The organism is Nonomuraea harbinensis (assembly GCF_019396385.1).
GTDB classification, from domain to species: Bacteria; Actinomycetota; Actinomycetes; order Streptosporangiales; family Streptosporangiaceae; genus Nonomuraea; species Nonomuraea ferruginea.
In genome coordinates, this window is the sequence record NZ_JAHKRN010000029.1 from 35,862 (window position 1) to 48,996 (window position 13,135).

Here is a 13,135-nt window from a genome sequence, read left to right on the forward strand (position 1 = left end):
GATCCGTATGCCCATCAACTGCGAAACTCGGGAGGAACTGGTGGCGCGTATCCGGCTTACGGCGACGGACACCGACCTGTCGATCGGAGACGGCCTGGAAGTGAGCGGAACCGCGCTTTCGCTCCTCCTGGCCATCTCAGGGCGACGAGTGGCGCTGGACGAGCTTGACGGGCCGGGAACCCCCACACTGACGATGGCCGCTTGACAGTCTGCTTTCGGTGGGGGGTGCAACCCTCCGATGACCTTGAGGACGAAGAGGCGGGCAGTCGAGTCGATGACCCGCTACCGTGCCGAGCTCGAGTGGGCCTCAAGCGGGCGAATAGGTGAGACAGTCCGCGGTGTTCTCCACATAGCCGACCGTGATGTTGGGAGCCTGGCACTCGAACTGGACGTTGTGCCGGCAGTCGGACATCTTGCATGCGCCGACGTGGCCCACGGTGGTGGGATCGCCGCCCTTGGCGGAAGTGCGGAAGAAGGTGTCGCAATGGGCATGGCGGATATCACCTACGGTGATGGCCAGTGCATGACACCTGCGGTCGGTGTTGTAGGCGCACGCATCCACTTCGCATTCGTTCACTACAGGCATCTTCATCGGAATCCTCCGGGACGTTGAAGTGGCGCCGGTGAGCGGCTTGTCGAAACCGCTCACAGATGCTGCCCCAGCTCCGGTGAGCCCACTCTGAGTCGTCATGAAGCAGGGTGAAGTTTTGCCGTATGCGTTGGCTTCGCGGCCTTTCTGGCGTTTCTGGGGTACGCAGCCAGACGTCATCGAGGGCGACCGTAGGCCGCGGCCCATCACTGTACGCACAAAGGATCTCCTTCCCCACCCTCAGTACCTGTTTATTACCTCTGTCCATTTTCGCGGGGAGGGATTTCCCCTTCTGGAGACTCGCCCGCCTGCTGAGAGCCCGCCGTCGCCTCACGCCCCCGGGCCAGGGTGTTGAGGGCGTGCGGGAGGCCCGTGAGGCGGGCGCCCAGGGCGTCAAGTACGGCGGTCAGTGCGTGCGGCGTCGCGTCGCGCTGGGTGAGCGTCCATGCCAGCCACCTCGTGTAAGAGACGAACAGCTCGGGATCGTTCACGTACACGGCGGTGCCCAGGAAATCGACGGTGAACGCCACGTCCTCCGCGGTGAGGACGGGCGCTTCCGCAGGCCGGGGCCCGGTCTCGGGAACGCACCGGCTCAGCTCTTCCAGAGCGCCTCTGACCAGGTCTGGCTTGCGGTCGGTGAACAGGGCGTACTCATGGGAGGCGAGATGCGGTTGCCGCTCGGTGCTCGGGCCGGGCGCGTGCCTCCGGGGCAGCGGCCCGGCGTCGAGCAGGTCAGCGGCGGCACGGGCGTCGGGCGTCCAGGCGTCGGCTCCCAGCAGGCGGGCGTAACGGCCGTCGGGGCCGAAGGCGGCGCCGCCCGCGAGCACGGGCGTGCCGGCCGCCTGGCACGCGCTGATCGCGGCGTGCGCAGCGGGCAGGCGGGTGGCGATCGAGCTGGAAAGCGCGACCATGTCCGGGGCCGTCCTGTGCAGGTGCACGATCAGGTGCCGGGTCGGCACATGGGCTCCTAGGTAGTCGACCGTCCAGCCGCGCAGCCGCAGCACCTCGGCCAGCAACCGGGTGGGGAAGGTGTGCCACTCGCCCTCGACGCACGCCACGCAGATCCGCCACTTGAGCGGCGCGGGACCGTGGTCCGTCGTGTCGATCGTGTTGGCGAGGACGGCGAGCACGCCCTCGTTGACGGCGGTCGCCATGTGCTCCTGGGCGACGGTGATGCGGTTGGCCGCCCACTCCTCGCCGATGCGTGCCTGCGCGACGGCGACGACGTCGAGGAGGAGGCGCTCCAAGGAGACACCGGCGTCGTGCGCGTCCTGCGCCACCTTTACCGCGGCGTACTCGTCGCCGGCCGTCGCCGCCGCCCGCAGCGCCTCGACGTACTGCTCCATGTCGTCCTTCACGGCCCCGGTCCTCCGGTCGCAGCAGGGGGTGCCTCACCTGGGGCGCCGATGGCGACGATCGCTATGTCGTCGTGCTCACGGTCGCCCGCCCATTGCAGCGCGAGCATCTGCACGTGTTCCGCCAGGGCGTTCGTCGGCACGCCGACGCTCCGCCGCAGTTCCTCGCGCAACCGCTCGTCGCCGAACCACTCGTCGCCGAGCGGCCCCCCTCTGGCTTCGATGACGCCGTCGCTATAGAGCAGGCACTTCTCCCCGGGCTGCAGGAGCACCGTCTCGGTGGCGCTGGTGACCTCGTCCAGGAGACCGATCGCCGTGCCGTGGGCTGTGGTGACGTCCACCCGGCCGTCGTCGCGCACGATCATCGGCGGCGGATGTCCGGCGCTGGTCAGCCGCAAGGCGACTCGCGTGCCGCGGCGCTCGACGCCGGCCAGCACGAGCGTGACGTAGCGGAGGCTCTCGCCGGCGAGCAGCACGTCGTTGAGCCGCTCCAGCACCTGCTGGTGGTCATCGGCCAGCGGCAGCAGGGCGCGCAACGTGTCACGGATCTTCCCGGTGAGGACAGCGGCCTCCAGCCCCTTGCCGGAGACGTCGCCCAGCACCACCAGGGAGTGCCGCCCCGAGCCGACGGCCGGGTACACGTCGTAGAAATCCCCGCCGACCCGCGAGCTGCCGCCTGCCGCCCGATAGCGGGCCGCCACTTCGACGCCGTCCAGCTGCGGTATCACCGGCGGCAGCAGGCCGGCCATCAGCAGTTCGGTGATGGCCACCTGGTCGGAGTACAGGCGGGCGATGGAGATCGCGGTGCCGGCCCGTGCGGCGAACAGCCGGGCGAACATCTCCTCGCGGGGGGAGAACCCGGCCGTATGGCGCAGCAGGACGAGCGCGCCTACGGGCATGCCGTGCCCGGGTAGCGAGATCACGGCCGCGGAACGGATCCCGCGCCGCCGGCCGCGGAGCACCTGGCCGGGCACCAGGGCGGGGTCGATCCAGCGGACGGGCACCGGCGGGAACCCCTGCAACGCCTCGTTGAGCCCCGGGATCGTCAGCGGGTCGAGGTGTACGCTTTCGCGTCCGGCCTCGCCCTCCGAAGTGCAGAAGGCGAGCTCGTACTGGCGGCTTTCCAGCGGCATGACGACCAGCGCGGACTCGGCGAGATGCCGCACCGCCAACCGCGCGGTGGTCTCCAGGCAGCGGTCGAGGTTCAGGGTGGACAACAACTCGGTGGCGGCCTGCACCATGGACAAGGCGGAGTCGCGCTCGGCCTGCAAGGTCTCCATGGCCTGCTGCTGTCCGGTGACGTCGATCAGCAACCAGGTGACATGGCCGCCGTCGGCCCACACGGGATGCGCCTCGAACACTCGCTCACCGATCGGTCCGCGGACGGGCGCGCACGCCAGGACCTCCCGGCCCGTCGTCAGCCGAGCCGAGAGCCCGCGTTGGGCTTCGGCGAGCCACGCCGGCCCGTCGTGGAACAGTGACCGGGCGGCCTCGTTCGCCTGTTCGACGGCGCCTGAGACGCCGGTCACCACCAGTGGGTACGGTGAGTCCTCCCCCAGCATGCCGATCCTGCCTCGTGCGCGATCGCTGTCAAACCTCAACCGTACTGCCGGGATGTACATGGCTTTCTCGCCGGACAATTGATGTTGTGTCATTTTTCGCCGCAGGACGCGCCGCGTAGCCCGGGTCGTCTTCGCGACTGTCAGGCGTGCTCGACGGCCCAGGCGCAGATGGCCGCGAGGGGTTCCTGCAGGGACCTGCCGAGATCGGTGAGGGCGTACTCGACGTGCTGCGGAACGGTCTCCTTGTGGACGTCACGGGTGATGAGCCCGTCCGCCTCCATGCCGCGCAGCGTCTCGGTCAGCACCTTCTGCGTGATGCCGGGCAGGCGGCGGCGCAGGCGGGCAGGCCGCTGCGGGCCGTCCATCAGGGCGTAGATCAGCAGGATCCGCCACTTGGCTGCCAGCCGCTCCAACGCCTGGCGGGTGGCACAGGACTCCTCCAGCACGTCAGGGATCGTCAGGTCCACGGGCGCCTCCGGCGGGAGTGGCAAGGGCACTTCAAAGTGCCTTCTGGGAGACGGGCGTCCCAGCCCTTACGTTCGACAGCACCGCGAACGTAAGGAAGAGAGACGCCGCCGATGACGGACTTCCAGTGTCATGTCTACACCGCCGCAGAGCCAGGGATCTTCGCCAACAGCTACCTGCTGGAGACGGACGACGGCGTAGTGCTGATCGACGCGAACCTGCTGGTCGCCGATGCCGAGGCCCTGGCCGCCCGCCTCGCCGCGCTGCGCAAGCCGCTGCTGGCCGCCTTTGTGACCCATCCACACCCCGACCACTTCAACGGGCTGCCGTACGTCGTGCCCGAAACCGTCCCCGTGTACGCCACCGCGGCCGTCGCGAAGGAGATCGAGCAGAGCGCCGACGCCAAGCGGGAGCAATGGCGGCCCGTGTACGGCGACCAGTGGCCCGACCGCTACCGGGTGCCTGAGCATCTGCTCGCCACCGGCGACGGCGTCGACGTCGGTGGCCTGCGGGTGACCGTGCACGACATCGGCCCGGCCGAGAGTCACGCCGACTCCTACATCGTGGCCCGGAGCGGTGACCGGCGTGCCGCGTTCATCGGGGACCTGGCGTTCGGGTCGATGCACTCGTACCTGAGCGACGGCCACTCCGGGCACTGGCTGGCCGCCCTCGACCGGATCGCTCGCGATCTCCGCGGGGTGCCGCTGTTGCCCGGTCACGGGCCGTCCGGCGATGCTTCCATGCTGGACGCGCAACGCCGGTACCTGATGATGTACCGCGAGACGATCGAACGGCTCGCCCGCGGAGCTTCCAGCCTCACTGACGACGACAAGCATGAGCTCACGCGCACCATGACGCGTTTCTCCCCCGACGCGCGGCTGGACTGGCTGGTCGGGCTGGGCGCCGACGCCGTCGCCGCGGAGCTGGCCGCCGACGACCGTGAACCGGCACCAAGGACGCAGCAGTGAAGATCGGGGTCCTGGGAACCGGAGACGTCGGCCGCCGGCTCGCCTCCAGGCTCTCCGGTCTCGGCCACGAGGTGACGCTCGGCTCCCGTACGGCGGACAATCCGGTCGCCGCCGCGTGGGCGCGCGAGCATCAAGGGCACCACGACACCTTCGCCGGCGCGGCCACCCACGGCGAGCTCGTCGTCAACGCCACCGGCGGGCTCGTGGCACTCGCCGCCCTGAAGGCCGCGGGGACCGCCAACCTCGACGGCAAGATCGTGGTGGACGTGTCCAACCCGCTGGACTTCTCGCAGGGCTTCCCGCCCCGGCTGGTCGTGCCCGCGGCTGGAAGCGTCGCCGAACAACTGCAGCAAGCCTTCCCCCGCACCCGCATCGTCAAGACGCTCAACACGATGCACAACACACTGATGACCGATCCGGCGCAGGTCCCGGGACCGCACAACGTGTTCGTGTGCGGGGACGACGAGGCCGCCAGGGCGCAAGTCGCGGATCTGCTGAAGTCGTTCGGGTGGGCCGATCGGCAGATCCTCGACCTCGGCGGCCTGTCCGCCGCCCGCAGCGTCGAGCCCCTCGTGCTGCTCTGGATATCTCTCAGCGGCACCCTGCGGACCTCGGACTTCAACTTCGCGATCCTCCGCTGACGGAGCGGACCCCTGCGCCGGCACACCGTCCCATCCGGTCCTGGAGAGGCTGATGGTCTATGGAGTACGCGAGGCGCCGTTCTTCATGGCCGATTCCGCGGCGGACCGGTCGAAGGAGCGCCCTGACGGGGCCAGTTCGGGCGTGGCGGAGTTCGTCACGGCAGGCTGCCTTTCGGGCTCCTCCTCTGCGGAACTGGCGGGCTGCTCCGTGGCCTCCGGGACCGGGGCGCTGTTCGCGGAGCGTTCGAAGAAGCGCAGGAGCTCCACGGGCACCGGCATGACCAGTGTGGAGGTCTTCTCGGCCGCCACTTCCACCATGGTCTGCAGCAGGCGCAGCTGAAGCGCACCCGGGGCCTCGTTCATGATGGCCGAGGCGTCGGCGAGCCTCTGCGCGGCCTGGAACTCCCCGTCCGCGGTGATCACACGGGCCCTGCGCTCCCGCTCGGCCTCGGCCTGGCGGGCGATGGATCGCTTCATGCCCTCGGGAAGATGGACATCCTTGATCTCCACGCGGTCGATGTGGATGCCCCAGCCGAGCGCGGGACTGTCGATCATCAGCGCCAAGCCCTTGTTCAGCTCCTCGCGGTTGGAGAGCAGGTCGTCCAGATCGCTCTTGCCGATGATCGAGCGCAGTGACGTCTGGGCTACCTGCTCGATCGCGAACAGGTAGTTCTGCACCGCGATGGCCGCCCGCATCGGCTCCTCGACCCGGAAGTACGCGACGGCGTCGACCTGGACGGAGACGTTGTCACGGGTGATGCCTTCCTGCGTGGGCACCGGCATCGTGACGATCTGGATATTCACCTTCTTCATCCGATCCACGACCGGGATGAGGAAGGTGAGCCCTGGCGGGCGGATCTCCTGCTGAGCCTTGCCGAAGCGGAAGACCACGCCTCGCTCGACTTGGTTGACGACTCGGACGCTGACCACCAGCCAGGCTACGAGGATGGCGATCAGCCCGATCACGATAGTGGTGATCATGGCATGCCCCTTCCAGCTCAAGGCTAGATCCGGGCATCCGCCCGCGTCGGTAAGGCAGGCGTCAAGACCTGGTCAGCGGCTTCGGCGCGGCCGCGTGGACGCCGTCTCACCGAGGAGTTCTTCGACATGGCCGAGATCGCCGAGACCAGGTCCGGCGCGTCATCTGGGTTCGGGTGAACGGCGGGCGAGGTGCCGTTTGGAACCCGAGGTGGTCGGTCCGAGTGTGACGCCGGGCGGCAGCTGTGAGGGGCGTTTCCGGATCCTGGGAATCACGCCGACCTGGTACTGGTCCTCGTAGACGAGCTCGCCTGGATCGCTCGCCCGTACGAGGTCGCATCGCACGTCGTGCACCGACAGGAGGTCCCGCAGCGGCCTGAGACGGGTGAGCATCGCGCCCGTGGTGGCGTGTTTGAACCAGGTGATCGCGCCGATGGTGTTCCCGTCCGCGTAGAAAGGCGGCTCGGGCAGGTGCTCGCGGAACCAGTCGTCGATGTCGAAGTAGAGCTCTTCCTCCTCCGGCGTGAGCAGGTTCTTGCGTCGCAGGTGGTCGACGGCGACGAAGATGCCGACCTCGACCCCCAACCGGCCGACGTAGTCTGCCTGAAGCCGCAGGTACGGCGTCTCGTTGATCATCTGCCTGCTCCAGAGTCCGCTCACGCCCTCGACACCTGTCAGCATGACTCGTCCGCCTCTTTCCGAACACTCTCGATAGCTTGAGCTTCTGTACGCATCAACGGCGTATGAACGCATGCCTGGCAGGCGAGCTGCCACGGCCGAGCTAAGGCTGCGACAGGGGAAAACCAGTACAGAGGGTGGGATTACCGTCATCTGAAGCCGAGAACGTCGATCCCGTGACCGCGATGGCCGCCCCAGTGCAGGGTGGCGGCACGAAAAGAGGGACTCGACCATGCCCAAGTACCTGATTCAGGCGACTTACACCGCAGACGGCCTCAAAGGAGTGTTGCGAGACGGCGGCACCGGGCGTCGGCAGGCGGTGGAGCGCGTGGCGGAAAGCGTCGGTGGCCGGGTCGAGCAGATGTACTTCGCGTTCGGGGAGACGGACACGTATGTGGTTCTCGACCTGCCGAACAATGCGGCTTCGGCCGCTGTGGGGCTCACGATATCGGCGACCGGGGCCGTACGGACGAAGACGACCGTCCTGCTGACCACAGAGGAGATCGACGACGCCACGCGGATGGAGGTGGCGTACCGGGCTCCTGGCGCGTGACAGTCAGGTGATTGCGATTCAGGTCAGCCTGGCGCGTGGCAGCGGTGGAAGGCCGGCTCGTTGACGATGACCATCCAGCCGTCAGGGCCTACGCTCGCGGCCACCGCGCGTCCGCGAACTCCGGATGATCACGCGGTGGCCGTCTCCACGCGACCCCAACGCCTCGAGATCAGTCACTGGAGTACTGGGTGGTCACCGGAGCGCGTCACGGGCACTTCGCGCGCATCTTGGGGCTCCAGCCGTTGCGGACGACGTACTTGCTTCCTGCGTAGTAGCTGACCTGGCCCTGCAGGCGGTAGGTGAAGACGGTTCCCCGCTTGCAGCCCTTGTACAACGTCTTCTTGCCGGCCCCTTACCAGGAGGCGCTGGAGATGTTCTGCCAGCCGTACCAGCGCTTGCGCTGAAGCATGATCTTGGTGCGCTGGTTGCGGGAGCAGCCTCTCGACCAGCCGGTCGCGGCCACGTGTCCCTTGCGCATCTCCGGACGGTACACACGCACCTCACGGCAGGACACCCCCGTCGAGCCGGTCGCCGCGGCGGCCGGGGTGACGGTGGTGGGGGAGGTCTGGGCGCTGGTCTGGACGGCGGCCTGCGCGGGGGCGCCCGCGGTCAGAGCCGCGGCGGCGACCGCCGCACCGAGGACCATCGTGTTGAGCGTTCGCATCGGGTTCTCCTTGGTGCTCGTCGTACTGGACACCGCGAAGGTAGCCAGGCCGATGTTGAGAATCTGTGGAGCGCCTGTTGAGCGAACGACCGGCCAGTACTTCAGTGACCCATCGTGATCATGGTGGGGATCTGCGCTGGTAGTGGTCATGTGGACGCGCGGATCGCCGAGCCGGCGCCTTTCGCCCGGCCTTGATCGGTGCTGCCGGGACGATTAGCATGATCGCCGTGCTGCAGGAGGCGGGGTCGAGACGATCGCGTCACGAGGGAGTTCCGGGGCCTACTGACGATGAGCGCGGAAGAGGATTTCCAGCAGGTCGGCGCGGAGCTGGCTGATTTGGGTGTGGGGATCTCCAGGATGATGGGGCGTCCCGCGCTCAAGGACCAGGCGGGGAAGGTGTTCGCGAGCCTGCAGCGTGACGGCGCGATGGTGTTCCGGCTGGTCAGGGACACCCCCGAGTACGCGGCCGCGCTCCAGTTGGCCGGGGCGTCCCTGTTCGATCCGACGGGGCAGGGCAGGGTGGTGAAGGACTGGGTGGTCGTGCCTCACTCCTCGGCCGATAAGTGGACCGATCTGGCCGAGGCCGCTCTCGGCCGTCCACGCTGACCTGCGAGCGCTGCGGCGCCGGGGCCAGAACCGTGGACCGATCAGGATTGGAGAAGTGGGGATCACCGGGCCGCGTCTAGCGTGGCTGCTATGGCTTCCATCGAATTCGTCACCCTAGAGGTTGCCGACCCCACGGCGGCCACCCGGTTCACCACCACTGTTCCCGGTTCGGACGCTTGGCTGCGGCTGCGGGCCTCGGAGGCGCCGACGACCGGCTTCCGCGGGTTCACGCTGTCGCTCGTCGTGTCCCAGCCGGCCACCGTCAACGGTCTCATCGATGCCGCGCTCGACGCCGGTGCGACGGCGTTGAAGCCGGCCGAGAAGTCGCTGTGGGGGTATGGCGGTGTCGTCCAGGACCCGGGCGGGGCGATCTGGACGGTCGCCTCCTCGTCGAAGAAGGACACCGGCCCGGCCTCCCCGCAGATCGACGAGATCGTGCTCCAACTGGGAGTGGAAGACGTGGCCGCGAGCAAGAAGTTCTACGTCGACCGCGGTTTCTCCGTGGCGAAGAGCTACGGCCGCAAGTACGTCGAGCTCGCCACCCCGTCGAGTCCCGTCAAACTGTCGCTCTACAAGAGGCGCGCCCTGGCGAAGGTCGCCGGCGTCGCTCCCGAGGGCACCGGATCGCACCGGCTCGCCATCGGCGGCGACGCCGGGCCCTTCACCGACCCGGACGGCTTCGTCTGGGAGGCGGCTCGCGACGGAAAGTGACCGGGGACACGGGGTGGTCAGGAGTCGCGGGCGTCGTCGAGGACGCGGGCGGCCTCTCGTTCGTACGGTGCGCGGGCGGCCAGCACCACCAGGCCGCCCAGGATCATGGGCACGATCAGCGCGTACATGGCCATCAGGAGGGAGCCGGCGGCGTCGGAGGTCATGCCGATGATCAGCGGACCGAAGGCGACGCCGATCGTCAGGAGGAGCTGCAGGACGGCGAAGCCGACGCCGCGCGACCTGGCCGCCACCACGTCGGCGATGCAGGCCGTGCAGGTGGGGATGGCGGTGGCGGAGATCATGACGGCCAGCAGGATGAGGGTCACCATCGCCACCGGCGAGTTCATCAGCAGGGCGACGCCGAGGAGAGCCGAGCCCACGGTGATGCCGGAGCCGCCGATGAGCAGCCGGCCGCCCTTGACGCGGCCGTGCACCCGTTCCCGAAGTGGGTGCCGATCAGGGTGCCGGCCAGCACGCCCACGATGGTGACGCCGCCGCTGATGCTGCTGGCGACGCCGGTCTGCATGCCGAGGACGCGGACCATCAGGGAAGGCAGCCAGTAGTAGACGCCGCCGAGGCCGAGGGTGAGGATGCTCACGCCGACGGAGACGAGGACGAGGGTGCGGGTGGCCAGGACCTGGCGGAGCTGGGGCCAGAAGAGCAGTTTCGCCTCGGCTTCCCGCGGTGGCGCCGGGTCCTGCCGGGGTACGGACGCGGCGGCCATGATCTTGTCGATCTGGCCGCGTTCCGGCTCGCGCAGGCGCCAGACGAGGAGGGCGGTCAGCGCGCCGGGGTAGAAGTCGGCGAGCAGGCTGCTGACGGCGGGGTTGTCGATGTTCTCGGCGGCGGCGAGCAGGACCCGCATGAGGTAGAAGACGGCGAACCCGGCGGCCAGGCCGGTGCCGAGGGTGGCCAGAGCCCAGCAGAGCACCACGATCCCCAGGATCCTGGTGCGGTTGTAGCGGTCGGCGAGGTAGCCGGCGGGCAGGGCGACGAGGGTGGCGGCCAGCGCCGCGGCGGTGGGGATGGATCCCGCCGCGGTGTCGCTGAAGCCCCATTCGGCCTGGACCAGAGGCAGTACGCCGGACAGCAGGTTGGCTTCGATGCGATCGACCATGCCGACGACGAACAGGACGACGAACGGCCCCCACCCGAAAGGGTTGGGATCGGTCGGGCTGATGCCGCCGGGCGGCGGGGATCCGAGTCTGCGGCGTTCGCGGGCGACGGCCTTGACCATGACTTCTCCTCCGCGGCTCCGGGCGCCGAAGCGCCAGAACGCGGTTCTAAAACAGTGTTCTAGGGAGGAGTGTCGTACATCACACTCTGTTTCACCAGTGCCGCAGAGATGCCTGTGAGGGCGAAAAGGCCCCCAGGGGTTCCCGATCAGTCCGGCAGGCCGACGAGGGCGGCGCTGGCGCTCCAGAGCGCTCGTGCCTGCGCGTCGCTGCGTGCCAGTTCGGACGGGTGCGGCCAGGTGAGCCGCGCTCGCCGCAGGGAGGCGTACGTGCGTCCGGCCGGGGGAGCCGTGAGGCCGAGCGCCAGGTCGGCCAGGGTGGTTCCGGCGGCGGCGCGGCTGTTGACGTGGGGGTTGAATCTGCTCAGCGGCCGGCCCAGCAGCGGTGTGCCCAGCAGGGACCAGGCCGTGCGCAGGGGGATCGGCAGGTCCTTGGCCAGGCGCGTCCCGAAGACCTGCCCCGGATCGTACGCGATCACCGTGAGCCGCCGGACGCGCTCGGCCAGCGAGCGTGCCGTGAGCACGGTGCACAGCTTGGACGCCGTGTACGCGTGCTCGCCCGCCTTGCGTGGCCGGGGGTCCCGGTGGGGGTCGCGATCGGGGTGCGCCAGCAGCTCCGCGTCGGCGTGACGCGGAGGTTGCAGCCCGGCGCGGGTAGCGGGGTCGTGGGCGCCGCTCGTGGTCAGCACGATGATCGCGCCGTCCGCCAGGACGGGCAGCAGCAGGCGTGCCAGCAGGTAGTGGGCGAGGTGGTTGACGGCGAAGGTCGTCTCGAAGCCGTCAGTGGTCCGACCGCCGGCCTCGGGGAGGACCACGCCGGCATTGAGCACCAGCGCGTCCACGGGGGCGCCGCCCAGCCGTTCGCGGACCGACGCCGCGAAGGCGCGTACCGACTCCAGCTCCGTGAGGTCGAGCGGGATCGGCTCGCCGACAGGCGCCGGTCGGCGCGCGCCGAGGAGTAGCCGGGTGTTCCTCGTCAGGGCCAGCCGCTCGGCCGCGATCGCTCCGAACCCTGAAGTGCCGCCGGTCATGACCATCGTCGGCACGCCGCCTCCTCGATCTTCGGTGTCGTGCGTCATGCCCAGTGAACGCGCCTGCGGCGAGACGATCCATATTCCGTACGCTCGTTTCCCTCTCTGTCCGTCTACGCTGGAGTCGTGGACGCGCTCGCCGACCTCCTCGACGGCGTCCGGGCGCGCACTGCGGCGTTCTGCCGGGTGATCCTCGAACCCCCGTGGTCGCTGCGCATCGCCGACAGGGCCAGGCTCGCCCTGGCGACCACGTTGTGCGGGCACGCCTGGATCGTGCCCGACGAGGGGGAGCCGGTGCGGATGCGCACCGGGGACGTGGCCATCGTCAAGGGGCCGGGACCGTACACGATCAGCGACGACCCGGCCACCCCGCCGCAGATCATCGTCCACGAGGGCAGCCGCCTGACCACTCCGGACAACGTCGACGTCACCGACGACCTGCGGCTCAGGCCGCGCACCGGCGGACCGGCCCCCGACGGGTCGGCGATCGTGGCCAGCGGGACCTACCAGGTCGGCGGAGAGGTGAGCGAACGGCTCCTCAACGCCCTGCCGGAGATCGTGCTCGTGCCCCGGTCGTCCACGACCGCCCCGATCGTGGAACTCCTGGCCCAGGAGGTTCATGGCGAAGGGCCAGGCCGGCAGGTCGTGCTCGACCGGCTCCTGGACGCGGCGCTGATCGTGACGCTGCGCGCCTGGTTCGCCCGCCCCGGCGCCGAGGCTCCCGGGTGGTACGAGGCGCAGAGCGATCCGTTGATCGGCCCGGCCCTGCGACTCATCCACGGCGACCCGGCGCATCCCTGGACGGTGGCGTCCCTGGCCGGGAGGGTGGGCGCCTCGCGCGCGGCCTTCGCGCGCCGTTTCGCCACACTCGTGGGCGAACCGCCCATGACGTATCTCACCGGCTGGCGGCTGGCGCTCGCCGCCGATCTCCTGCGTTCCTCCGAGGCCACGATCGACTCGGTCGCCCGCCGCGTCGGATACGCCAACGCGTTCGCGCTGAGCGTGGCTTTCAAACGTGTCCGCGGGGTGTCACCGAGCCGCCATCGAGCGGGCGTCACCCCTCGACCCTGACACTTTTCTGGAACTTGGGCCTTGTGTGA

Annotated in this window: 18 protein-coding genes; 7 read left to right on the plus strand and 11 right to left on the minus strand. The window is 69.2% G+C overall.

Going from position 1 to position 13,135, the window contains the following annotated elements:
* Positions 1-7: 7 nt before the first annotated feature.
* Positions 8-205, plus strand: a complete 198-nt coding sequence (locus tag KME79_RS26955) for a hypothetical protein (protein ID WP_219546879.1) — start codon at positions 8-10, stop codon at positions 203-205.
* A gap of 102 nt (positions 206-307) precedes the next feature.
* Here KME79_RS26955 and KME79_RS26960 read toward each other — a convergent pair whose 3' ends face one another.
* The 4 genes from KME79_RS26960 to KME79_RS26975 form a co-directional block, all read right to left on the minus strand.
* Complete coding sequence (locus tag KME79_RS26960) at positions 308-649, minus strand: DUF1540 domain-containing protein (RefSeq protein ID WP_261809047.1); 342 nt, start codon at positions 647-649, stop codon at positions 308-310.
* A gap of 194 nt (positions 650-843) precedes the next feature.
* Positions 844-1,947, minus strand: coding sequence for a cobalamin B12-binding domain-containing protein (locus KME79_RS26965; protein ID WP_219546880.1), 1,104 nt, complete (start codon positions 1,945-1,947; stop codon positions 844-846).
* Positions 1,944-3,506, minus strand: coding sequence for a PP2C family protein-serine/threonine phosphatase (locus KME79_RS26970; protein ID WP_219546881.1), 1,563 nt, complete (start codon positions 3,504-3,506; stop codon positions 1,944-1,946). Before KME79_RS26970 ends, KME79_RS26965 begins: the two co-directional genes overlap by 4 nt.
* Before the next feature lie 140 nt (positions 3,507-3,646).
* Positions 3,647-3,973, minus strand: a complete 327-nt coding sequence (locus KME79_RS26975) for a winged helix-turn-helix transcriptional regulator (protein WP_308249064.1) — start codon at positions 3,971-3,973, stop codon at positions 3,647-3,649.
* A gap of 111 nt (positions 3,974-4,084) precedes the next feature.
* On the opposite strand from KME79_RS26975, the gene KME79_RS26980 reads away from it, so the two are divergent.
* Both KME79_RS26980 and KME79_RS26985 read left to right on the plus strand, forming a co-directional pair.
* The gene (locus KME79_RS26980) at positions 4,085-4,939 is read left to right on the plus strand and encodes an MBL fold metallo-hydrolase (RefSeq protein WP_219546882.1); all 855 of its coding nucleotides are present in this window, start codon (positions 4,085-4,087) and stop codon (positions 4,937-4,939) included.
* Positions 4,936-5,580 carry an NADPH-dependent F420 reductase gene (locus KME79_RS26985; protein WP_219546883.1) on the plus strand — a complete coding sequence of 215 codons (645 nt, stop codon included), beginning with the start codon at positions 4,936-4,938 and terminating at the stop codon, positions 5,578-5,580. Before KME79_RS26980 ends, KME79_RS26985 begins: the two co-directional genes overlap by 4 nt.
* A gap of 57 nt (positions 5,581-5,637) precedes the next feature.
* Here KME79_RS26985 and KME79_RS26990 read toward each other — a convergent pair whose 3' ends face one another.
* The gene (locus KME79_RS26990) at positions 5,638-6,561 is read right to left on the minus strand and encodes a slipin family protein (protein ID WP_219546884.1); all 924 of its coding nucleotides are present in this window, start codon (positions 6,559-6,561) and stop codon (positions 5,638-5,640) included.
* Between the two features lie 159 nt (positions 6,562-6,720).
* Positions 6,721-7,218 carry a hypothetical protein gene (locus KME79_RS26995; protein WP_219546885.1) on the minus strand — a complete coding sequence of 166 codons (498 nt, stop codon included), beginning with the start codon at positions 7,216-7,218 and terminating at the stop codon, positions 6,721-6,723.
* Positions 7,219-7,468: 250 nt separating this feature from the next.
* Here KME79_RS26995 and KME79_RS27000 point away from each other — a divergent pair, with 250 nt between their 5' ends.
* Positions 7,469-7,789, plus strand: coding sequence for a GYD domain-containing protein (locus tag KME79_RS27000; RefSeq protein ID WP_219546886.1), 321 nt, complete (start codon positions 7,469-7,471; stop codon positions 7,787-7,789).
* Positions 7,790-7,994: 205 nt separating this feature from the next.
* Here the strand turns inward: KME79_RS27000 and KME79_RS46535 are convergent, their stop codons facing one another.
* The gene (locus tag KME79_RS46535; RefSeq protein ID WP_281429503.1) at positions 7,995-8,123 is read right to left on the minus strand and encodes a hypothetical protein; all 129 of its coding nucleotides are present in this window, start codon (positions 8,121-8,123) and stop codon (positions 7,995-7,997) included.
* 18 nt (positions 8,124-8,141) lie between these two features.
* Entirely contained in the window at positions 8,142-8,453 is a 312-nt protein-coding gene (locus tag KME79_RS27005; protein WP_219546887.1) for a hypothetical protein, read from the minus strand.
* A 288-nt stretch (positions 8,454-8,741) separates the two neighbouring features.
* Here KME79_RS27005 and KME79_RS27010 point away from each other — a divergent pair, with 288 nt between their 5' ends.
* Together KME79_RS27010 and KME79_RS27015 are read left to right on the plus strand one after the other, a co-directional pair.
* Positions 8,742-9,059 (plus strand): hypothetical protein, encoded by a 318-nt coding sequence (locus tag KME79_RS27010; RefSeq protein ID WP_219546888.1) that lies wholly within the window; start codon positions 8,742-8,744, stop codon positions 9,057-9,059.
* 90 nt (positions 9,060-9,149) lie between these two features.
* Complete coding sequence (locus KME79_RS27015) at positions 9,150-9,770, plus strand: VOC family protein (protein WP_219546889.1); 621 nt, start codon at positions 9,150-9,152, stop codon at positions 9,768-9,770.
* Between the two features lie 17 nt (positions 9,771-9,787).
* Here the strand turns inward: KME79_RS27015 and KME79_RS45325 are convergent, their stop codons facing one another.
* The 3 genes from KME79_RS45325 to KME79_RS27025 all read right to left on the minus strand — a co-directional run bounded on the left by KME79_RS45325 (position 9,788) and on the right by KME79_RS27025 (position 12,041).
* Positions 9,788-10,150, minus strand: coding sequence for an MFS transporter (locus tag KME79_RS45325; RefSeq protein WP_246640497.1), 363 nt, complete (start codon positions 10,148-10,150; stop codon positions 9,788-9,790).
* Positions 10,117-11,007 (minus strand): MFS transporter, encoded by an 891-nt coding sequence (locus tag KME79_RS27020; protein ID WP_246640498.1) that lies wholly within the window; start codon positions 11,005-11,007, stop codon positions 10,117-10,119. Before KME79_RS27020 ends, KME79_RS45325 begins: the two co-directional genes overlap by 34 nt.
* Positions 11,008-11,153: 146 nt before the next feature.
* The gene (locus KME79_RS27025; RefSeq protein WP_246640511.1) at positions 11,154-12,041 is read right to left on the minus strand and encodes an SDR family NAD(P)-dependent oxidoreductase; all 888 of its coding nucleotides are present in this window, start codon (positions 12,039-12,041) and stop codon (positions 11,154-11,156) included.
* Between the two features lie 120 nt (positions 12,042-12,161).
* Here KME79_RS27025 and KME79_RS27030 point away from each other — a divergent pair, with 120 nt between their 5' ends.
* The gene (locus KME79_RS27030) at positions 12,162-13,106 is read left to right on the plus strand and encodes an AraC family transcriptional regulator (protein WP_219546891.1); all 945 of its coding nucleotides are present in this window, start codon (positions 12,162-12,164) and stop codon (positions 13,104-13,106) included.
* The last annotated feature ends 29 nt before the right edge of the window (positions 13,107-13,135 follow it).